This is a genomic window from Micromonospora halophytica (assembly GCF_900090245.1).
Classification (GTDB): Bacteria; Actinomycetota; Actinomycetes; order Mycobacteriales; family Micromonosporaceae; genus Micromonospora; species Micromonospora halophytica.
Genome location: NZ_FMDN01000033.1, coordinates 1 through 18,692, shown reverse-complemented (window position 1 = coordinate 18,692; position 18,692 = coordinate 1). Strand labels below are relative to the sequence as shown.

Here is an 18,692-nt window from a genome sequence, read left to right as displayed (position 1 = left end):
CCCGGAGGGATTGATCAACTCCGTTGCGCCGAGGTTGCGGCATCCGCCAATCCTGGAGACCGCCACTTCGGCGACATGGAGTCAATCAAGCCGGCCCCGCCGGGCCGGTGACAGGCTGGGGCCGGGCAGGACCGGGGCGCCGGCCAGCCGCGTCAGGGGCGCAGATCGAGGCGGACGACCAGGTCGAGCAGGGCGAAGACGAACAGCGCGATGCCGACGAAGCCGTTGGCGGTGAAGAACGCCCGGTTGACCTTGCTCAGATCGGTCGGGGTGACCACCACGTGCTGGTAGCCGAAGGCGACGGCGGTCAGCGTCAGGCCGATCCACCAGGGCCAGCCGAAGCCGATCAGCGCACCGAACCAGAGGAAGAGCGCGAAGGTCACCACGTGCGCGACGGTCGAGGCGTGCAGCGCGAAGCGCTTGCCGTACCGGGCCGGGACGCTGTGCACGCCGATCTCCCGGTCGACCTCGGCGTCCTGGCAGGCGTAGATCAGGTCGAAGCCGCCGATCCAGAGGCCGACGGCCGCGCCGAGCAGCCAGGCCGGCCAGGAGCCGTCGAGGGTGCCGGTGGCCGCGAGCCAGGCGCCGACCGGCCCGACCGCCTGGGCGACGGCGAGGATGGCGTGCGGCCAGTTGGTGAACCGCTTGCCGTACGGGTAGACGACCAGCGGCACCACGGCGAGCGGCGCCAACGCCAGGCAGAGCGGGTTGAGCAGGGCAGCGGCGGCCAGGAAGACCGCCAGGGCGACGGCCGCGCCGGTCCAGGCCGTCCGCACGCTCACCGCCCCGGTGACCAGTTCCCGGTTGGCGGTACGCGGGTTCCGCGCGTCGATCCGCCGGTCGAGGATCCGGTTGGCGGCCATGGCGAACGTCCGCGCCCCCACCATCGCCACCGTGATCAGCAGCAGGTCCACCCACCGCACCCGCCCGCCGTCCACCTGCATCGCGACCAACGCCGACAGGTACGCGAACGGCAAAGCGAACACCGAGTGCTCGATCGCGACAAGCCTGAGGAAGGACTTGACCCTCCCCCGCGATCTTGCACTTTCGGCCCCGACAGAAGCGGAGGAAGCGGACGGATCGGAGGCCGGAACTGCAAGATCGCGAGGATTGGTGGCGCCGGGCATCAGAGTCCGTACTCCTTCCAGCGCTTGTCGACCAGGGAGACGACCTCGGGGGACATGTGCATCTCCTCCGGCCAGCCGCGGGTGTAGCCCTCGGTGGGGAGCTTGCGGGTGGCGTCGACGCCCGCCTTGCCGCCCCAGAACTGCTGGTAGGAGGAGTGGTCGAGGTGGTCCACCGGGCCCTCGGTGAGCAGCAGGTCGCGGGCGTAGTCGACGTTGCCGAAGGCGCGGAAGGCGACCTCGTTGTAGTCGTGCACGTCGCAGTCCTCGTCGACGATCACGATCAGCTTGGTCAGCGACATCAGGTGCGCGCCCCAGATCGCGTTCATGACCTTCTGCGCGTGCTTCGGATAGCGCTTGCGGATCGACACGATCGCACAGTTGTGGAAGACACCGGCGGCCGGCAGATCGTAGTCGACGATGTCCGGGATCATCAGCTTGAGCAGCGGCTGGAAGATCCGCTCGGTGGCCTTGCCCAGGCCGTGGTCCTCCTGCGGCGGCTTGGAGGTGACGATCGAGTGGTAGACCGGGTTGCGCTGGGTGGTCATCGTCTCGACGTGCAGCACGGGGAACGGCTCGACCGGGGTGTAGAAGCCGGTGTGGTCGCCGAACGGCCCCTCGGGCAGCCGCTCGCCGGGTTCGAGGTACCCCTCCAGGACGATCTGCGCGTGCGCGGGGACCTGCAACGGCACGGTGAGGCAATCGACCATCTCGACCCGCTCCCCGCGCAGGAAGCCGGCGAACAGGTACTCGTCGATGTCACCCGGCAGCGGCGCGGAGGCGGCGTAGCTGACCACCGGGTCGCAGCCGATCGCGATGGCGACCGGGAGCCGCTGCCCGAGCCGTTCGGCGACGGCGTGGTGGGCGGTGGAGTCCTTGTGGATCTGCCAGTGCATGCCGAGGGTGTTGCGGCTGTGCTGCTGGAGGCGGTACAGCCCGAGGTTGCGCTTGCCGGTCTCCGGGTGCTTGGTGTGGGTCAGCCCGTAGTTGTGGAAGACGCCGCCGTCGCCGGGCCAGACCTGGAGGCCGGGGAGCCGGTTCAGGTCGACGTCGTCGCCGGAGTAGACCACCTCCTGGCAGGGGGCGGTCCTGACCTTGCGCGGCGGCACGGACTTGAGCTGCATGACCTTGCCCAGGCCCTCGCGGATGCCGGACCACCCGACGGGCAGCTCTGGCTTGATCAGCGCGCCGATCCGGGCGCCGATCTCGTCCAGCGACTCGACGCCGAGCGCCATCGCCATCCGCTTCTCGGTGCCGAACAGGTTGATCGCGACCGGCATCTCACCCCGGGTCGGGCGTTCGAAGAGCAGCGCCGGGCCGCCCGCGCGGACCGTCCGGGTGACCACCTCGCTGATCTCCAGCGTGGGGTCGACCGGGACGTTCACCCGCCGCAGCTCGCCCGCGCGCTCCAGCGCCGCGAGGAAGTCCTTGAGGTCGGTGTACGGGAAGCCACGAGCCGCCATGGCAGCAAGTCTCCCGTACCGCCCCCGACCGCGCCCACGTGGGCCTGCCCACGCATCCGTCGGGCAGGGGTCAGGCTGCCGGCTCCCAGGCGTACGGGCTCAGGTGCGGGTCGACGGGGGCACCGGTGAGCCGGTTGGCGAAGGTGGAGATCGTGTACGTCCCGACGCCGAGCACCACGTCGAGGGCGTGCCGCGGCCGGTAGCCGGCGTCGAGGAACGCGCGCAGCTCGTCGTCGGGCACGGCACCGGCGTGATCGAGGACGGCGAGGGTGAAGCGGCGCAGCGCCGCCAGCCGGGGGTGGGCCGGGGTCGTGCCGTCGCGCAGGGCGGTGACCAGCTCCTCATCGCTGCCGAGCCGGTGCAGCGTGGCGGTGTGCATGGCCACGCAGAGGCGGCAGCCGTGGCGGGTGGCGACGGTCAGCACGACCACCTCCCGCTCGACCGGGTCGAGGTCGGTCGCCTCGAAGGTGGCGTTGGCGGTGAGGAAGCCCTTGAGCAGCTCGGGCGACTCGGCCATCAGGGCGACCGCGCCGGGCAGGTGGCCGAGCTTGCGGCGCACCCCTTCCATGGTCGGGCGGGCGGCGGCGGGTGCGGTGTCGAGGGTGTGCACGGTGAACACGGCAGGAGCCTCTCAGGTACGATCGTCAACGTGGTTGTCGGAATCGTAAACCTGGTTGTCGAACATGGCAACAGCTGACCCCGAGCGGCCCGGCTTCCTGCTGCCCCTGTTGCTGCTGGCCGGCTTCCGTACCCTCATCGACGACCTGCACGCCGAGCTGGCCGGGCAGGGGCACCCCGACCTGCGGCCGGTGCACGGGTTCGTGCTCCAGGCCGTCGGCGTCGACGGCACGACCGCGTCCGAGCTGGGTCAGCGCCTCGGCGTCTCCAAGCAGGCCGCCGGCAAGACCGTCGACCGGCTGGTCGCCCTCGGTTACCTGGAACGTGTCGACGACCCCGCCGACGCCCGCCGCAAGCTGGTCCGGATGACGGAGAAGGGCGTCGACGGGCTACGCCGCTCGGCGGTGCTCTTCGACGCGCTGCGGAAACGCTGGGCAGCGACCCTCGGGGAGGAGCGGGTCGCCGCGATGGAGGACGACCTGCGCGCGGTCACCCCGCCGAACTTCTTCCGCCTCGACGTCCCCGGCTGGTTCGGCGGCTGACGCTCGGTCCTGCGGATGCCGGACGACGGGTGGACGGTCAGTGGCTGCGCGCCAGCTCCACGAAGGCCCGCCAGGCGGTCGGCGAGAAGGTCAACACCGCGCCGTGACGGTCCGGAGTCGCGGACGTGCACCCGGCCGGGCAGATTGTCCGCGACCTCGACGCACGCCCCGCTGTCGTTGCCGCTACGGGTGGACTTGCGTGACGGTCAACCGCTCCAGCCCGCAGTCCGGTCAGCGCTCGACGCGTACAGCACCCCGGGGTCGACGAGGACGACATCCGGTCGAGCGGAAGCATCCTCGACGAGTTCGTCGGTGAAGCCCTCAGCGCTCGCTAGAAGCAGGCGTGTTCCGGTCGCGTTGACGCCCGACCTCTGCAAGAGGAGTTCCCGTAGGCGTCCCAGTCGTTCGAGGTCCGGCAAGCCGAGGCGACGGCCCCACTTCACCTCACCGATCGCGAGCAACGGACGCGGGCCGTCTCCCATGGGAGGCTCACCGACAGCCACGAGATCAAGCTCGTGGCTGGTCCGACTCGCCGGATCGGTCAGGGTGGCCGCACCGACCTCGGCCACCGGACCCCCCAGGACATCCGGGTCGGCGAATCGAACCGCCCACTGCCGAACGATCTCCTCGAACCTGGGGCCTAGGACGGCACTCGCGTACCTGCGCTGCGACCGTCGCCAGACCTCCTGGCCGCGCCGCTGCTCCAGCGCGGTCCAGGCCGGCCTCATCACCGCCTGGTAGAAGGAGATCAACGGCTCGGTGATCCGGTAGCTGCTGCGACCGCTGCGCAGAAGATCCGGCTCACGGACCAACAGCCCGGCGTCCTCGAGCACGGTGAGCGGGTGTTGCAGGTCGGTAGCTTTCCGCCCGATGTAGCCCGCGATCCCACCCCGGCTGGCGTTCCCCTCCGCCACGGCGGCGAGCACGGAGTGGTACAGAGCCGTGTCCCGTAGGTCCGGATCCTCCGCGAGCAGGTACCGCGCCTCACGAAAAAGCGGTCGCGCCGGGTTCAACACCGCCCGTACGACCCAGGCGTCGAAGTCCGCCGGGCCGGACGGCGCGTCATCCTGCACGTATTCGCGCCGGTAGGCCGGAGTCCCACCGACAATGGAGAAGACTTTTACCGCCAGCAGGGGATCGTCGACGCCCCAGAAGGCTGCCGCGGCCCGGTAGTCCAAGGGCTGGACCGGCAACTCCAGACCGGCCCGTCCGCGCAGCGGGGCCGAGCCGGCGAGCAGGCCACCCATGAAGGACAGCGCTGAGCCGCAGAGCAGCAGGCGGGCTCGGGACGCGGTCCGCTCCGGCCGCCCCGGCGTGAGCGCGTACTGGATGATTGACGGCAGGTCCCGCGCGGCACGGACCAGGTACGGAAACTCGTCGATCACCACGGTCACCGGCCGGTCACGCCCGAGGGCGAGCAGAGCGTCCACGGCAGCGGCCCAGTCCGGGAGATGCACCGGGCCGGGGGCGCCCGTGTAATTGCCGAGCGCCTCCCCGAGCCGCCGAAGCGACTCGACGGCCGTCGCCTCCGTGGCGCCGAAGTAGAAGCCGCCTCCGGCCCTGGCGAGTTCGTAGAGAAGCAGCGTCTTGCCCTGACGGCGGCGTCCGCTCACCACGCCGAGCGTCGCCCCCGGGCGCTCGTCCGCCGCGAATCGCGCGAGCTCCGTCCACTCGACGTCGCGGTCGAAGATCCCCGCAGGCTTGGCCAATTCACGCATCCCGGCTCCGCACTTCGTATAACTACACTTCTTAGAAGTGTAGTTATACATTTTGGAGACCGGGCGCGTTGACACGTCATCCCCGCAGCGACGATGGGTGGCATGGACGACGCGTACGTGGTGGGCGACCCCGAGGGCCTCCCCGCTGTTGCCGGAGATCAGGGACGCGGTCGCGTGTGAGCTGCACGCCCGGCTCGCGCTGTGGGCCGAACGCATCGAGCTGGCCGACGTGCCGGAGGTGGCCTACCAGGTGACCCTGGGCGTCGACCGGGTGCTCACCGGCCGGTTCACTCCACCCCGGCGTACGAGTGCAGGCCGCTGAAGAAGAAGTTGACCCCGAAGAGGTTCATCAGCACCGTCAGGAAGCCGAGCACCGCGATCCAGGTCGCCACGTTGCGCTTCACGCTCGGCGTGGCCCGGGCGTGCAGGTAGCCGGCGTAGACCACCCAGGAGATGAACGCCCAGGTCTCCTTCGGGTCCCAGCCCCAGGCCCTCCCCCAGGCCGCCTCGGCCCAGATCGCGCCGGCGATCACCGAGAAGGTGAAGATCGGAAACGAGAAGGCGTGCAGCGTGAAGGTCAGCCGCTCCAGCCCGGCCGCCGCCGGCAGCCGGCGGGCCAGGGTGTACGGGAAGCTGCGCCGGCCCTGCTCGTACCCGTTGCGCATGAGGAACGTGACCGCCGGGACGATGCCCAGCAGGAAGATGCCGGAGGCGAAGATGATCGTCGAGACGTGGATGATGAACCAGTACGACTGGAGTGCCGGCATCAGCGGCACCACCTCGACGTAGAGCTTCAGCTCGGCGAAGGCCAGCAGCAGCACCATGACCAGGCTCAGGAAGAGCCCGAGCCGGCGCAGCGAGGGACGCTTGGCGAGCACCGCCAGCCAGGCCGCCGTCCCGATCCAGGTGACCGTCAGCACGAACTCGTACATGTTGCCCCAGGGCATCCGGTCGGCGGCGATGCCCCGGGTGACCACGGCGCCCAGGTGGATCGCGGCGGCCACCACGGTGACCCCGGCGGCGATCCGCCCAGCCAGCTCGGCGCGGCGCGCGGTCCGCGCCGTGCGCACCTCGTCGGCGGTGGGAGCGGCGGGAGCCGTCACGGTGTCGCCCGGCGCACCCACTCCGGCGCCGACCAGTTCCCGGGCGGGAGCCTTGGCCGACACGGCGCGGGCGTTGCCGAGCGCGTACTCGACGGCGTGACTGATCATGGCGACCAGGTACGCCAGGATCGCGAACGTCACCAGCTGGTCGGACAGCTCGGCCATCACTCGACTCCCTCTCGCGCCCGCCTGTCGGCCCGCCCGTCGTCGCGTACGGCGGCGACGAGCTGCGCGAACTCGTCGGCGAAGCCTGGATGCTCGGTGCGCGGCAGCCCACCGGCCTCGACCAAACTACTACCGCTTGTCGGAGATCCACTTGTCGGGTCGGTGGGGAGCACCCGGAACCAGACCCGTCGGCGGCGGGCGAACAGCGAACCCATCAGCCCACCGAGCAGCACCACACAGGCCACCAGCATCAGCGTCTGGCCCGGAGCGTGCCGGACGGAGAGCGTGATGTACGGCTTCGTGCCCAGGAACTCCAGCGTGCTGCCGTCGTCCAGGGTCCACTTCTCACCGACGCCCAACAGCCTCTGATCGCCGATCTGCTTGAGCTTGCCGCTGGACACCTGACGCTGGTCGAGCTGGTAGACCGAGCCGGGGATGCCGGCGTCCAACCCCAGGTTCCCCCGGTACGCCACCAGCACCACCGCCGGATTCTGCTCGGTGGGGAACTGCGACGACGAGAACGGCCCGGTCTCCGGCGCGGTGGGTAGATACAGGCCCTCGAAGGCGATCTGCTGGGCGGGATCCCGCTTGCCGGTCTGAGGGTCGACGTTGGCGTCCGGGAAGGCGGCCACCCCCTCGCTGGTGAGGTTGGCGTCGCCGGTGGTCAGGAACGGCACCGTGCTGGTCTGGCTGCGGCCGTACCGGTCGGTGTACTTCAGGATCGGGGCGTAGCCGTGACCGAGCAGGTAGACGTTGGCGGAGTCGAGGCGCAGCGGCGAGTTGACCGAGAAGGCGGCCTTGCGCGGCGTGCCGTCCAGCTCGTCCACGGTCACCGAGGCCCGGTAGAACTCCGGCTGCCCGGAGGGGAGGAAGCGAGCATCGAAGTCGTCCAGGGTGAGACAGAAGCGAGGCAGGTCGGTGCTGTCGACGCGCGGGCCGAGCGACGCCTCGGCGTACTGCTGCCGGGTGTTGCAGAAGGCGTTCTCCTCGCCCGCCACGAGCAGCCGGTTGCCGTGCCAGCCGAACCAGGAGCCGAGCGCCACGCCGAGCAGGACGGCGACCAGCGAGGTGTGGAAGAGCAGGTTGCCGGTCTCCTTGAGGTACCCCTTCTCGGCGGAGACCTCGTTGCCGCGCACCACCACCCGCCAGCGTCGGCGGCGCAGCACCGCGGCGATCGCCTCCGGGTCGGCGGCGGCCGGGGCCTCCAGCACCGTGTGCTGGGGCAGCCGCTCCAGCCGCTTCGGGGCGGCCGGCGGGCGCGAACGCAGGGCGCGCAGGTGGTCACGCATCCGGGGCAGGATGCAGCCGACCAGCGAGGTGAAGAGCAGCAGGTAGATCGCGGAGAACCAGACCGAGGCGAAGACCTCGAAGCCGCCGAGCCGGTCGAGCTGCGGGGCCAGCTCCGGGTGGTCGCGGAAGTACTGGTCGACCTGCTCCGGGTTCACCCCACGCTGCGGCAGCACCGAACCGGGGATCGCGGCGACGGCGAGCAGGAACAGCAGCACCAACGCCGTACGCATGCTGGTGAGCTGCCGCCAGGAGTTGCGCAGCAGGGCCAGCACGGGGTTGGGCCGCCGGGGCGCTCCGGCCGGCGCGGCCGGCCGGTCGTCCACGGTCGTCATCAGATGCTCACCTCGCCCACGCCCACGGTGGTCTGCAGCCAGATCACGAAGTTCTGCCACCCGCCGGTGATCAGCGCCAGGCCGATCAGGATCAGCAGCGCGCCGCCGATCCGGGTGACCCAGCGGCTGTTGCGCCGGACGGCACGGAACACCCCGAGCAGGCGGTGGAAGCCCAGCCCGAAGAGGATGAACGGCACCCCCAGCCCGAGGCAGTACGCCACCGCCAGTACCACCGCCCGGTCGGTCCGCCCGTCGACGGTCGCCATGCCGAGCACCGCGCTGAGCGTCGGACCGGTGCACGGCACCCAACTCAACGCGAAGACCACGCCGAGCACAGGGGCGCCGAGCAGACCGGCGGCCGGCAGCCGCTGGATGCGGAACTCACGCTGCAACCCGGGGATGACACCGAGGTAGCCGAACCCGAGCACCACGATGAGCCCGCCGATCACGACCTCCAGCGTGCGCTCGTGCTGGAAGAAGAGCTTGCCGACGCCGGAGAAGAGGATCGCGGTGGCGACGAACACGGCGGTGAAGCCGGCGATGAAGAGCAGCGTGCCGGCCAGCACCCGCCCCTTGACCGCAGCTGCGCTGCGGGTCTGCGGCGGCGTGGCCACGGCCACCCCGCCACCGGACGAGTCACCGGCGCCGACGGCCGCCGACGGCACGGTCCGGGGACGGCCCTCCAGGTCCGCGCCGGCCAGCCCGGTCACGTACGACAGGTAGCCCGGCATCAACGGCAGCACGCACGGGGAGAGGAAGCTGACCAGCCCGGCGAGCGCGGCCGCGCCGACGGCCAGCAGCAGCGGGCCGGACTCGGCGAGCTGACGGAACGTCTCGCCCATCAGCGGGAACCGGACGCGGGCGGTTCCGCCGCGATCCGCTCGACGATCGGCTGGAGGCCGTCCTGCTTGACGGCGGCGCGGATCACGGTGGCGATCCGGCCGTCCCGGTCGAGCACGACGGTGGCGGGGACGGTGTTCGGGGGGATGTCCAGGGCCAGCGCCAGCCGGCTCGATGGGTCGAAGAGGCTCGGATACGTGACCCGGCCCTCCTCGAAGGCGACGGCCTTGTCCTTGCTGTCCTGGACGTTGATGCCGAGGAAGGTCACCCCGGAGCCCTTGGTGGCCTGGTAGGTGGCCTCCAGGTCGTCGGCCTCGGCCCGGCAGGGCGCGCACCAGGAGCCCCAGAAGTTGAGCACGACCACCTGGCCGCGGGCCTCGGCGACGTCGTACCGGCCGCCGGTGAGCAGGTCACCGGCGATCTTCGGGGCGGCGGAGCGCTGCTGGGGGGCGCACTCGATGATGCCCCCGTCGTTGGCGCAGCGGCTCTCCCCGTTCTCGGAGGAGCAGCCGACCAGCGCCGCCGTGGCGGTGACGGCGGCGAGCGAGGCGGCGAGCGTCCTCCGGATCGACATCAGGCCCCCTTGGCCGTCCTGGCTGTCGGCGAGATGGCGATCAGGTGGGCGGCGGGCTCGGTGTAGCCGATCCCGGAAACCTTCGCGCCGTCGAAGTGGAACGAGGTGAGGCTGGCCAGCCCGCACTGACGTCGACGCGGGTCGTGCCAGAGCCGCTTGCGCTCGACGTAGCGGCGCAGGGTCCAGATGGGCAGCTGGTGCGAGACGAGGACCGCCTCGCGCCCCTCGGCGGCGATCCGGGCGGCCTGCACGGCGGCGAACATCCGCTCCGCGATGGCCCGGTACGCCTCACCCCAGCTCGGGGTCACCGGGTCGCGCAGCACCCACCAGTTGCGCGGGTCGCGGAACGAGCCGTCGCCCGGCGAGACCTTCTTGCCCTCGAACCAGTTGGCGCTCTCGATCAGCCGATCGTCCACCCCGACCGGGAGCCCGAACTGGGCGGCGATCGGCTCGGCGGTCTGCTGGGCGCGCTCCAGCGGGCTCGCCACGACGTGCACGACCTCCCGCTCGGCGAGCGCCTGCGCGGCCGCCTTGGCCATCTGGACGCCCAGCTCGGAGAGGCGGAAACCAGGCAGGCGACCGTAGAGGATGCCCTCCGGGTTGTACACCTCGCCGTGCCGGAGCACGTGCACCACCGTCGCACTCACCGCTGCGCCCCCTTGGTTCGCGACTGCGGGGCTCGCAGACCCGGCTCACTCCTCGCACTCACCGCTGCGCCCCCTTGGTTCGCGACTGCGGGGCTCGCAGACCCGGCTCACTCCTCGCACTCACTGCTACCCCCCGTGACCTGCTGCGGCCGCCGCGTTCGCCGCCGCCGGCAGCGCGGCGGCGATCTGCTCCAGAGCGGCGTCGTCGATCGCCGCCGAGACGAACCAGGACTCGAACGCGCTCGGCGGCAGGTAGACGCCGGCGGCGAGCATCCCGTGGAAGAACGCCTTGAACGCGGGCACCTGCTGGGTACGGGCGCTGTCGTAGTCGACCACGTCGGCATCGGTGAAGAAGATCGAGAACATGCTGCCCGCGTACGACAGCCGGTGCGGGACCCCGGCGGCGGCCAGCGCGTCGGCGGCGAGCTTGCCCACGACGGCGGCCGTCTCGTCCAGCCTGCGGTAGAGCGCGTCGTCGGCGAGCCGCAGGGTGGCCAGGCCGGCGGCGCAGGCGAGCGGATTACCGGAGAGGGTGCCGGCCTGGTAGACCGGGCCGGCCGGGGCCAGCCGCGACATGACCTCCGCGCGCCCGCCGAACGCCGCGGCGGGCAGGCCACCGCCCATGACCTTCCCGTACGTCCACAGGTCGGCCTCCGACGGGTCGAGCCCGTGCCAGCCGGCGCGGGAGACCCGGAACCCGGTCATCACCTCGTCGACGATGAGCAGCGCGCCGTGCGCGTGCGCGATGCCGGCGAGCCGCTGGTTGAAGCCGTCACGCGGGGCGACCACGCCCATGTTGCCGGCGGCGGCCTCGGTGATGATCGCCGCGATGTGCGGACCCTCGGCGGCGAAGACCCGCTCGACCGCGTCGATGTCGTTGTACGGCAGCACGATGGTGTCGCCGGCCGCCGCGCCGGTGACGCCGGGCGAGTCGGGCAGGCCGAAGGTGGCGACGCCCGAGCCGGCGGCGGCGAGCAGGGCGTCGGAGTGCCCGTGGTAGCAGCCGGAGAACTTGACGATCTTGGAGCGGCCGGTGAAGCCGCGGGCCAGCCGGATCGCCGACATGGTGGCCTCGGTGCCCGAGTTGACCAGGCGGACCTGCTCGACCGGGGTCCGCGCGACGATCTCGGCGGCCAGCTCGACCTCACCCGGCGTCGGGGCGCCGAAGCTGGTGCCCTTCGCGGCGGCGGCCTGCACGGCCTCGACCACCTCGGGGTGGGCGTGGCCGAGGATCAGCGGCCCCCAGGAGCAGACCAGGTCGACGTAGCGCCGGTCGTCGGCGTCGTAGAGCCAGGGACCCTCCCCCCGGACCATGAAGCGCGGGGTGCCGCCGACGGCACGGAAAGCGCGCACGGGTGAGTTGACCCCGCCGGGCACGATGGCCGTGGCGCGGTCGAACAGGGCCTCTGAGGCCGGTGCGTCGGCCGGGTAGCGGCCGGATCCGGCGGAAAAGGTATTGGTCACGATGCGGCCATTGTTACAGCGCCGGACCGGGAATCGGCAGCCACCCCTGGGACGGGGTTACCAGACTCACCCCGGCGCGCGCGCCACGGGTCAGCCGGCCGACTCTCATCGGGCCGGGGCGTCGAGATCGCGATAGGCTGACCCGGTGGATCGTGCCGAACTGTCCATCACGGTACACCGGACGGGCGATGAAGCCGTGCTTCGCCTCGCCGGTGAGATCGACATGCTCACCGCCGGCCAGCTGTCGACCGTCGTGAACGAGGTGCTCGCCGATCCTCCGCCGCGCATCGTGCTCGACCTGGCCGGGGTGACCTTCTGCGACTCCCAGGGCCTGGGCACCCTCGTCGTGCTCAGCCGCAAGGCCAGCCACGCGCAGAGCCTGCTGGTGCTCAGCAACGTCGGCGACTTCCTGCTCCGCGTCCTCGACATCACCGGCCTCCGCTCCGCCCTGATGATCCGCAACGAAACCGCCCCCTGACCCCCTCCCCGGCCCCCATGGCCCCGGTGATCATGAAGTTGTTGCCATTCACCCCGCCCGGCGTGTCGTGGCGACAACTTCATGATCGACGCTCTTCGGGGGGTGGGGGTCAGGTGGTGGGGAGGTCGCGGTGGTGGAGGGCGGCGGTGCCGGTTGCCGCCAGGGTCAGGGCGATCGCGGTGAGGGTGAGCAGGGGGGTGGCGGTCCAGTCGTCGCCCAGGACCTGGGGGGTGTGGGTGAACGGGGAGAGGTCCAGCAGCCACTGGCTCAGCTCCAGCACCGCGCCGAGCTGGCCGAGCAGCACGCAGGCCGCGAGCGCTCCCCAGGCCACCGGGGCGAGCCGGGGCAGCAGACCGTACAACAGCACCGCCAGGCCGGCCAGCACCCAGGCCGCCGGGACCTGGGCCAGGCCGACGCCGACCATCCGGGGCAGCTGACCGGGCACGTCGCCCACGCCGAGCCCGTAGGTCACCCCGACCGCGAGCCCGGCCACAGCCAGCACGACCACCGGCCCGGCCAGGGCGAAGAGCAGGTGCGAGGCGAGCCAGCGGAACCGGTGCACCGCCGTGGCGAGCAGCGGCTCGGCCCGCCCGGCGACCTCCTCCGCCCGCATCCGCAGCGCCGCCTGGATGCCGTACCCGGCGGCGGCCAGGCCGACGAAGCCGAGGGTGCCACCGAGGTACGCCTCGGCCAGCGCGGACGTGCCCCCGAGCCGGGCCAGGATCTCCTCCACCTGGGCGTTGCCCTCCACCGCCTTGCCGGCCGCCTCCGCCGCGCCGCCCAGGACCAGCCCGAGCAGGCCGAAGCCGACCGACCAGCCGATGAGCTGCCCCCGGTGCAGCCGCCAGGCCAGCCCGAACGGCCCGGCGAGGCCGCCGTCGGCCGGACCGAGCCGGGGCGGCAGCAGGCCGGCGCCGAGGTCCCGGCGCACCGACAGCGGGTACGCCAGCGCGGCGAGCAGCACGCTCAGCACGACCGGCAGCACCAGCACCCACCAGCGCTCACCCTCGTACGCGCGGATCCGTGGGGCCCAGCCCAGCGGGGAGAGCCAGCTCACCCAGTCCCGCTCGGCGGTGTCCCCGACGAGGCGGAGCGCGAAGGCCACCCCGAGCACCCCGACCGCGATGCCGCGCGCCCCGCCGGCCGTCTCGGTGAGCTGGGCGGTCAGCCCGCCCACGGTGGCGAAGACCACGCCGGCCAGCGCGGCCGCCAGCCCGTACGCCAGTGATCCGGCCGCCGGCAGTCCGGTGGCGACCAGCCCGGCGACGGTGAGCAGCCCGAGCAGCAGGTTCGCCGCGTACGTCACCAGCAGCGCGGCGGCCAGTCCGGCGTGCCGGCCGAGCACGGTGGCGCCGAGCAGCTCGCGCCGGCCGGCCTCCTCCTCGGTGCGGGTGTGCCGGATGACGGTGAGCAGGCTGACCAGCCCGATGATCAGGGTGAGGAAGCCGCCGCGCTGGGCGGTCAGCGCGCCGATGCTGTCGCCGTACACCGGGCCGAGCAGGGCGACGATCGACGGGTTGGTCGCGGGGCCGGTGGCGTACGCGGTCCGCTGCGCCGCGTCGGGGTAGAGCTCGAAGAAGCTCGTCGCGTACGTCATCGGCAGCAGCGCCAGCAGCAGCACCCAGAGCGGCAGCAGGACGCGGTCCCGGCGCAGGATCAGCCGGACCAGGTGACGGGTGCCGGTGAGGGTGCTCATCGGGCCACCCCGGCCGGCTCGTCGGTAATCGTCCCGTAGTGCCGCAGGAACAGCTCCTCCAGCGTCGGCGGCTGGCTGACCAGGCTGCGTACGCCGATCTCGGTGAGCCGGCGCAGCGCGGCGTCCAGCGCCGGGTTGTCCACGTCGAAGCGCACCCGTGTGCCCTCCACCCGCACGTCGTGCACGCCGGGGAGGTCGGCCAGGCCGTCCGGGGAGCCGACGACCTCGGCGTCGACCGAGGTGCGGTGCAGGTGGCGCAGCTCGGCCAGGGTGCCGGTCTCCACGTTCCGCCCGTTGCGGATGATGGTCACCCGGTCGCAGAGCGCCTCGACCTCGGCCAGGATGTGGCTGGAGAGCAGCACCGTGCGGCCGTCCCGCTTGGCCCGGCGCACCCACTGCTGGAAGACCTCCTCCATCAGCGGGTCGAGGCCGGAGGTCGGCTCGTCGAGGATGAGCAGTTCGACGTCGGAGGCGAGCGCGGCGACCAGGCCGACCTTCTGCCGGTTGCCCTTGGAGTAGGCGCGGCCCTTCTTGCGCGGGTCCAGTTCGAACGACTCCAGCAGCTCGGCCCGGCGCTTCGGGTCGAGCCCGCCGCGCAGCCGGCCCAGCAGGTCGATGACCTCGCCGCCGGAGAGGTTGGGCCAGAGGGTGACGTCCCCGGGGACGTACGCCAGCCGGCGGTGCAGTGCGACGGCGTCGCGCCACGGGTCACCGCCGAGGAGTCGGACGGCCCCCGCGTCCGTCCGCAGCAACCCGAGCAGCACCCGGATGGTGGTGGACTTGCCGGAGCCGTTCGGGCCGAGGAAGCCGTGGACCTCACCGGCGCGGACGGTGAGGTCGAGCCCGTCCAGGGCGCGGGTCCGGCCGAAGGTCTTGACCAGGCCGGCCACTTCGATGGGAGTTTCCATGGTTAGGAAGCTACACTCGCTTCACAAACTTGTGAAGACTGTGAGAGTCGGGGCAGGATCGGGTACCCGACGCACCGAGGAGCCCGCACAGATGGCCGACGACCACAGCACCGCCCGCAGCGAGGAGGAGGTCCACCACTTCGTCGAACGGATGGCGATGGCCTTCGCGGAGGTCGGCTTCCCCCGGATGGCGGCCCGGGTGCTGTTCGCGGTGATGAGCGCCGACGAGCCGTTGACCGCGGCCGAGATCGGCGACCGGCTGGGGGTCAGCGCCGCCGCGGTCTCCGGGGCGGTCCGCTACCTGACCCAGTGGGGGATGCTGCTCCGCGAGCCGGTGAAGGGTTCCCGGCGGGACCGCTACCGGGTGCCGGACAACCCCTGGTACGAGGCGACACTGACCAAGACCGGCCTCTACAAGACTCTCATCGACATCGCCGACGGCGGAGTGGCGGCGCTGCACGGCCGGACCACCGCGGCGGGCGAACGGGTCGCCGAGATGCGCGACTTCTTCGTCTTCGTTCAGGAGGAGATCGACTCCATCGGCGAACGCTGGCGCGCGCGCCGCGCCGCCACCGGCCGCGGTGCCCCACCCGGCCTCTGACACCGTCGCCGCTACGGGTGGGTGACAGCGGCCCCGGTCAGGGGGTGTTGCCCCAGCGGGCCTGCTCCAGCAGCTCGACGGCCCGGTCGCGGGCCTCCAGACTGTCGTCGGCCCGCAGCATCATGGTGGCCTCGTCCACCGCGTCGGTGAGCACCCGCCACTGCGCGTCCCGCTCCCGCACCACGTCGGACTGCGCGGCGAGCTGGCGGGTCTTCACCCACAGCTCCACGAAGACCGACACCTTAGCCCGCAGCACCCACGGGTCGAAGGGCTTGGTGAGGTAGTCGACCGCACCCACGGCGTAGCCGCGCAGCGCGAGCTGCGCGTCCTTGTCGGCGGCGGTGAGGAAGATGATCGGTACGTGCCGGGTCCGCTCCCGCCGCTTGATGTGGCTGGCCGTCTCGAAGCCGTCCATGTCCGGCATCTGGGCGTCCAGCAGGATCACCGCGAAGTCGTCCACCAGCAGCTGCTTCAACGCCGCCTCGCCGCTCTCCACGGCGACCGACTGCACCGGGAGCCCCTGGAGGATGGCCTCCAGGGCCATCAGGTTCTCCCGCCGGTCGTCGACCAGCAGCGCCTTGGCCGTCTGCGTCACGAATTCTCCTCGCCTCGGCTGCCGCTGATCCAGGACGCCATCCGCTCGATCAGCTCGTCCAGGTCGACCGGCTTGGTGATGTAGTCACTGCCACCGGCAGCGAGCGCGGACTCGCGGTCTCCCGGCATCGCCTTCGCGGTCAGGAAGACGACCGGCAGGTCCGCGAAGCGGTGGTTGCGGCGGATCTGCCGGGTGGTCTCGTACCCGTCCTGGTCCGGCATCATCGCGTCCATCAGCACGATGTCCACCTCCGGATGCTCGGCCAGCAGGCGGACACCGTCCGCCCCGTTGTCCGAGTACAACACGGTCATGCCGTGCAGTTCCAACGCAGAGGTCAGGGCGAAGACGTTCCGGACGTCGTCGTCGACGATCAACACGGTGGCGCCGTCGAGCTGCCGGGTCGCCGGGACCTCCGGCCGGGGCAACAGCTCCATCGGCGGCATCAGCAGCGACGACGGCAGGCCCGCGCGCTGCGGCGACGGAGCCTGCGGCGCCACCACCGCGTCCGGCGCCAGCACATCGGGTACGAAAAGGCTGAACGTGGAGCCCTGCCCGGGCGCGGACGTCACGGTGATCGCGCCGCCCAGCAACCGGGCCAGGTCACGGCTGATCGACAGTCCCAGCCCCGTCCCGCCGTACCGGCGGCTGGTGGTGCCGTCGGCCTGCTGGAACGCCTCGAAGATCAGCGACAGCTTGTCGTCGGAGATCCCGATGCCGGTGTCGATCACGGTGAACGCGATCACCTGCCGGGCGTTGGTCAGCGCCGGCACGTCGAAGACCGCGTCCTCCGGCGCCAGGCCGATCCGCAGCGTCACCGCACCGTCGTCGGTGAACTTGATCGCGTTGGAGAGCAGGTTGCGCAGGACCTGCTGCAACCGCTGGGCGTCGGTGACCAGCGCCGGGGGCAGGTCCTTCGCCACCCGTACCTGGAAGTCCAGGCCCTTCTCCTCGGCCTGCGGGGCGAACGCCTGCTCGACGTAACTCCGGATCTCGTCGAACCGGACCTCGGTCGGCTCGACGTCCATCCGGCCCGCCTCGATCTTCGACAGGTCCAGGATGTCGTCGATCAGCGAGAGCAGGTCCGAGCCGGCGCTGTGGATCGTGCGGGCGAACTCGATCTGCTTGCGGCTCAGGTTCTGCTCCGAGTTCTCGGCGAGCAGGCGGGCCAGCAGGAGCAGCGAGTTCAGCGGCGTACGCAGCTCGTGGCTCATGTTCGCCAGGAACTCCGACTTGTACGCCGAGGCCCGGGTGAGCTGCTGCGCCTTCTCCTCCAGGCCGAGCCGGGCCAGCTCGATCTCCCGGTTCTTGGTCTCGATGTTGCCCTTCTGCTCCGACAGCAGCTTCGCCTTGTCCTCCAGCTCGGCGTTGGTGCGCTGCAACTCCGCCGACTGGTCCTGCAACTCCAGCGCCAGCCGCTGCGACTGGGCCAGCAGTTCCTCCGTACGCCGGTTGGCCTGGATGGTGTTGACCGCGACACCGATGGTGAGCACCAGCCGCTCCAGGAAGGCCAGGTGCAGCTCGGAGAAGCGGGCCACGCCGGCGAACTCGATCACGCCGAGCAGTTCGCCCTCGAAGAGGACCGGGAGCACCACCAGGTCGGCCGGGGGCGTCTCGGCCAGCCCGGAGCGCAGCGTGAGCCGGCCGTCGGGCATCGCGTTGACCCGGATCGTCCGGCGGGAGAGCGCGGCCTGACCGACCAGCCCCTCCCCGGGGCCGAAGGTGACGGTGTGGCCCCGGGCCACGTACCCGTAGGAGGCGGTGAGCCGCAGCCGCATCACGCCCTCGGAGGTGTCCGCCAGGAAGAACGCGCCGAGCTGCGCGTCGACCAGCGGGGTCACCTCCATCATGATCATGCGGCAGACCTCGCCGAGGTCGCGCTGGCCCTGGAGCAGGCCACCGATGCGGGCCAGGTTGGAGTCGAGCCAGCCCTGCTCGGCGTTCTTCTTGGTCGTCTCCCGGAGGGTGACGATCATCTGGTTGATGTTGTCCTTCAGCTCGGCGACCTCGCCCTGCGCCTTGACCGCGATCCGCTGGGTCAGGTCGCCACGGGTCACCGCGGTGGACACCTGGGCGATCGCCCGGAGCTGGGTGGTGAGCGTCGAGGCGAGCTGGTTGACGTTCTCGGTGAGGTCGCGCCACGTACCCGAGACGCCCTTGACCTGGGCCTGACCACCCAGCTTGCCCTCGATGCCCACCTCACGGGCCACCCGGGTCACCTCGTCGGCGAACGACGACAACTGGTCCACCATCGTGTTGACGGTGTTCTTCAGCTCCAGGATCTCACCCTGCGCGTCGACGGTGATCTTCTGGCCCAGGTCGCCCTTCGCCACGGCGGTGGTCACCGAGGCGATGTTGCGCACCTGCGACGTCAGGTTCGACGCCATCGAGTTCACGTTGTCGGTCAGGTCCCGCCAGGTGCCGGCGACGCCGTTGACCTGGGCCTGACCACCCAGCTTGCCCTCCGTGCCCACCTCACGGGCCACCCGGGTCACCTCGTCGGCGAACGACGACAACTGATCCACCATCGTGTTCAC

Annotated in this window: 18 protein-coding genes and 1 pseudogene; 4 read left to right on the top strand and 15 right to left on the bottom strand. The window is 71.4% G+C overall.

The window, feature by feature from the left end:
• Positions 1-152 precede the first annotated feature (152 nt).
• The 3 genes from mqnP to GA0070560_RS26535 all read right to left on the bottom strand — a co-directional run bounded on the left by mqnP (position 153) and on the right by GA0070560_RS26535 (position 3,206).
• Positions 153-1,127: a menaquinone biosynthesis prenyltransferase MqnP gene (gene mqnP, locus GA0070560_RS26545; RefSeq protein WP_091302663.1), complete on the bottom strand. Its 975-nt coding sequence runs from the start codon at positions 1,125-1,127 to the stop codon at positions 153-155.
• Positions 1,127-2,587: a menaquinone biosynthesis decarboxylase gene (locus GA0070560_RS26540; RefSeq protein ID WP_091302661.1), complete on the bottom strand. Its 1,461-nt coding sequence runs from the start codon at positions 2,585-2,587 to the stop codon at positions 1,127-1,129. Before GA0070560_RS26540 ends, mqnP begins: the two co-directional genes overlap by 1 nt.
• Before the next feature lie 70 nt (positions 2,588-2,657).
• Positions 2,658-3,206 (bottom strand): carboxymuconolactone decarboxylase family protein, encoded by a 549-nt coding sequence (locus GA0070560_RS26535; protein WP_245675736.1) that lies wholly within the window; start codon positions 3,204-3,206, stop codon positions 2,658-2,660.
• A 64-nt stretch (positions 3,207-3,270) separates the two neighbouring features.
• Between GA0070560_RS26535 and GA0070560_RS26530 the strand changes: the two genes are divergently transcribed.
• Entirely contained in the window at positions 3,271-3,747 is a 477-nt protein-coding gene (locus GA0070560_RS26530; RefSeq protein WP_091302659.1) for a MarR family winged helix-turn-helix transcriptional regulator, read from the top strand.
• Positions 3,748-3,784: 37 nt separating this feature from the next.
• Here the strand turns inward: GA0070560_RS26530 and GA0070560_RS26525 are convergent.
• Both GA0070560_RS26525 and GA0070560_RS26520 read right to left on the bottom strand, forming a co-directional pair.
• Positions 3,785-3,947: pseudogene (locus GA0070560_RS26525) on the bottom strand (DUF397 domain-containing protein); the annotation flags it as partial.
• Between the two features lie 6 nt (positions 3,948-3,953).
• Positions 3,954-5,540 (bottom strand): ATP-binding protein, encoded by a 1,587-nt coding sequence (locus GA0070560_RS26520; RefSeq protein WP_245675735.1) that lies wholly within the window; start codon positions 5,538-5,540, stop codon positions 3,954-3,956.
• 22 nt (positions 5,541-5,562) lie between these two features.
• Here GA0070560_RS26520 and GA0070560_RS26515 point away from each other — a divergent pair, with 22 nt between their 5' ends.
• Positions 5,563-5,787: a hypothetical protein gene (locus GA0070560_RS26515; RefSeq protein ID WP_245675734.1), complete on the top strand. Its 225-nt coding sequence runs from the start codon at positions 5,563-5,565 to the stop codon at positions 5,785-5,787.
• On the opposite strand, the gene ccsB is transcribed toward GA0070560_RS26515, so the two are convergent.
• The 6 genes from ccsB to hemL all read right to left on the bottom strand — a co-directional run bounded on the left by ccsB (position 5,753) and on the right by hemL (position 11,880).
• Positions 5,753-6,733: a c-type cytochrome biogenesis protein CcsB gene (ccsB, locus tag GA0070560_RS26510; RefSeq protein ID WP_091302655.1), complete on the bottom strand. Its 981-nt coding sequence runs from the start codon at positions 6,731-6,733 to the stop codon at positions 5,753-5,755. The genes GA0070560_RS26515 and ccsB overlap by 35 nt on opposite strands.
• Positions 6,733-8,355 carry a cytochrome c biogenesis protein ResB gene (locus tag GA0070560_RS26505; protein ID WP_091302653.1) on the bottom strand — a complete coding sequence of 541 codons (1,623 nt, stop codon included), beginning with the start codon at positions 8,353-8,355 and terminating at the stop codon, positions 6,733-6,735. Before GA0070560_RS26505 ends, ccsB begins: the two co-directional genes overlap by 1 nt.
• On the bottom strand, positions 8,355-9,197 hold the full coding sequence (locus GA0070560_RS26500) for a cytochrome c biogenesis CcdA family protein (RefSeq protein ID WP_091302651.1): 843 nt from the start codon (positions 9,195-9,197) through the stop codon (positions 8,355-8,357). The genes GA0070560_RS26505 and GA0070560_RS26500 overlap by 1 nt, the downstream gene beginning before the upstream one ends.
• A complete protein-coding gene (locus tag GA0070560_RS26495; protein WP_091302649.1) occupies positions 9,197-9,769 on the bottom strand; it encodes a TlpA family protein disulfide reductase in 573 nt (190 codons plus the stop codon). Before GA0070560_RS26495 ends, GA0070560_RS26500 begins: the two co-directional genes overlap by 1 nt.
• The gene (locus tag GA0070560_RS26490) at positions 9,769-10,416 is read right to left on the bottom strand and encodes a histidine phosphatase family protein (protein WP_091302647.1); all 648 of its coding nucleotides are present in this window, start codon (positions 10,414-10,416) and stop codon (positions 9,769-9,771) included. Before GA0070560_RS26490 ends, GA0070560_RS26495 begins: the two co-directional genes overlap by 1 nt.
• Positions 10,417-10,542: 126 nt before the next feature.
• Positions 10,543-11,880 carry a glutamate-1-semialdehyde 2,1-aminomutase gene (hemL, locus tag GA0070560_RS26485; RefSeq protein WP_091302645.1) on the bottom strand — a complete coding sequence of 446 codons (1,338 nt, stop codon included), beginning with the start codon at positions 11,878-11,880 and terminating at the stop codon, positions 10,543-10,545.
• A 145-nt stretch (positions 11,881-12,025) separates the two neighbouring features.
• Here hemL and GA0070560_RS26480 point away from each other — a divergent pair, with 145 nt between their 5' ends.
• Positions 12,026-12,358: an STAS domain-containing protein gene (locus GA0070560_RS26480; protein ID WP_091302643.1), complete on the top strand. Its 333-nt coding sequence runs from the start codon at positions 12,026-12,028 to the stop codon at positions 12,356-12,358.
• A gap of 109 nt (positions 12,359-12,467) precedes the next feature.
• On the opposite strand, the gene GA0070560_RS26475 is transcribed toward GA0070560_RS26480, so the two are convergent.
• The gene (locus tag GA0070560_RS26475; RefSeq protein ID WP_091302641.1) at positions 12,468-14,054 is read right to left on the bottom strand and encodes an ABC transporter permease; all 1,587 of its coding nucleotides are present in this window, start codon (positions 14,052-14,054) and stop codon (positions 12,468-12,470) included.
• Complete coding sequence (locus GA0070560_RS26470) at positions 14,051-14,962, bottom strand: ABC transporter ATP-binding protein (protein ID WP_091302639.1); 912 nt, start codon at positions 14,960-14,962, stop codon at positions 14,051-14,053. Before GA0070560_RS26470 ends, GA0070560_RS26475 begins: the two co-directional genes overlap by 4 nt.
• Before the next feature lie 91 nt (positions 14,963-15,053).
• Between GA0070560_RS26470 and GA0070560_RS26465 the strand changes: the two genes are divergently transcribed.
• On the top strand, positions 15,054-15,563 hold the full coding sequence (locus GA0070560_RS26465) for a GbsR/MarR family transcriptional regulator (RefSeq protein ID WP_091302636.1): 510 nt from the start codon (positions 15,054-15,056) through the stop codon (positions 15,561-15,563).
• A 37-nt stretch (positions 15,564-15,600) separates the two neighbouring features.
• Here GA0070560_RS26465 and GA0070560_RS26460 read toward each other — a convergent pair whose 3' ends face one another.
• Together GA0070560_RS26460 and GA0070560_RS26455 are read right to left on the bottom strand one after the other, a co-directional pair.
• Positions 15,601-16,158, bottom strand: coding sequence for a response regulator (locus tag GA0070560_RS26460; RefSeq protein ID WP_091302634.1), 558 nt, complete (start codon positions 16,156-16,158; stop codon positions 15,601-15,603).
• The coding region (locus GA0070560_RS26455) for an ATP-binding protein (protein WP_091302632.1) at positions 16,155-18,692 on the bottom strand (2,538 nt) is incomplete at its 5' end. The genes GA0070560_RS26460 and GA0070560_RS26455, both read right to left, overlap by 4 nt.

Bases quoted from the DNA above. Each gene is read 5' to 3' on its own strand.
- GA0070560_RS26465 (WP_091302636.1), top strand. From the start codon at position 15,054: ATGGCCGACGACCACAGCACCGCCCGCAGCGAGGAGGAGGTCCACCAC.
- GA0070560_RS26495 (WP_091302649.1), bottom strand. From the start codon at position 9,769: ATGTCGATCCGGAGGACGCTCGCCGCCTCGCTCGCCGCCGTCACCGCC.
- GA0070560_RS26540 (WP_091302661.1), bottom strand. From the start codon at position 2,587: ATGGCGGCTCGTGGCTTCCCGTACACCGACCTCAAGGACTTCCTCGCG.
- GA0070560_RS26500 (WP_091302651.1), bottom strand. From the start codon at position 9,197: ATGGGCGAGACGTTCCGTCAGCTCGCCGAGTCCGGCCCGCTGCTGCTG.
- GA0070560_RS26530 (WP_091302659.1), top strand. From the start codon at position 3,271: ATGGCAACAGCTGACCCCGAGCGGCCCGGCTTCCTGCTGCCCCTGTTG.
- mqnP (WP_091302663.1), bottom strand. From the start codon at position 1,127: ATGCCCGGCGCCACCAATCCTCGCGATCTTGCAGTTCCGGCCTCCGAT.
- GA0070560_RS26470 (WP_091302639.1), bottom strand. From the start codon at position 14,962: ATGGAAACTCCCATCGAAGTGGCCGGCCTGGTCAAGACCTTCGGCCGG.
- GA0070560_RS26475 (WP_091302641.1), bottom strand. From the start codon at position 14,054: ATGAGCACCCTCACCGGCACCCGTCACCTGGTCCGGCTGATCCTGCGC.
- ccsB (WP_091302655.1), bottom strand. From the start codon at position 6,733: ATGGCCGAGCTGTCCGACCAGCTGGTGACGTTCGCGATCCTGGCGTAC.
- GA0070560_RS26505 (WP_091302653.1), bottom strand. From the start codon at position 8,355: ATGACGACCGTGGACGACCGGCCGGCCGCGCCGGCCGGAGCGCCCCGG.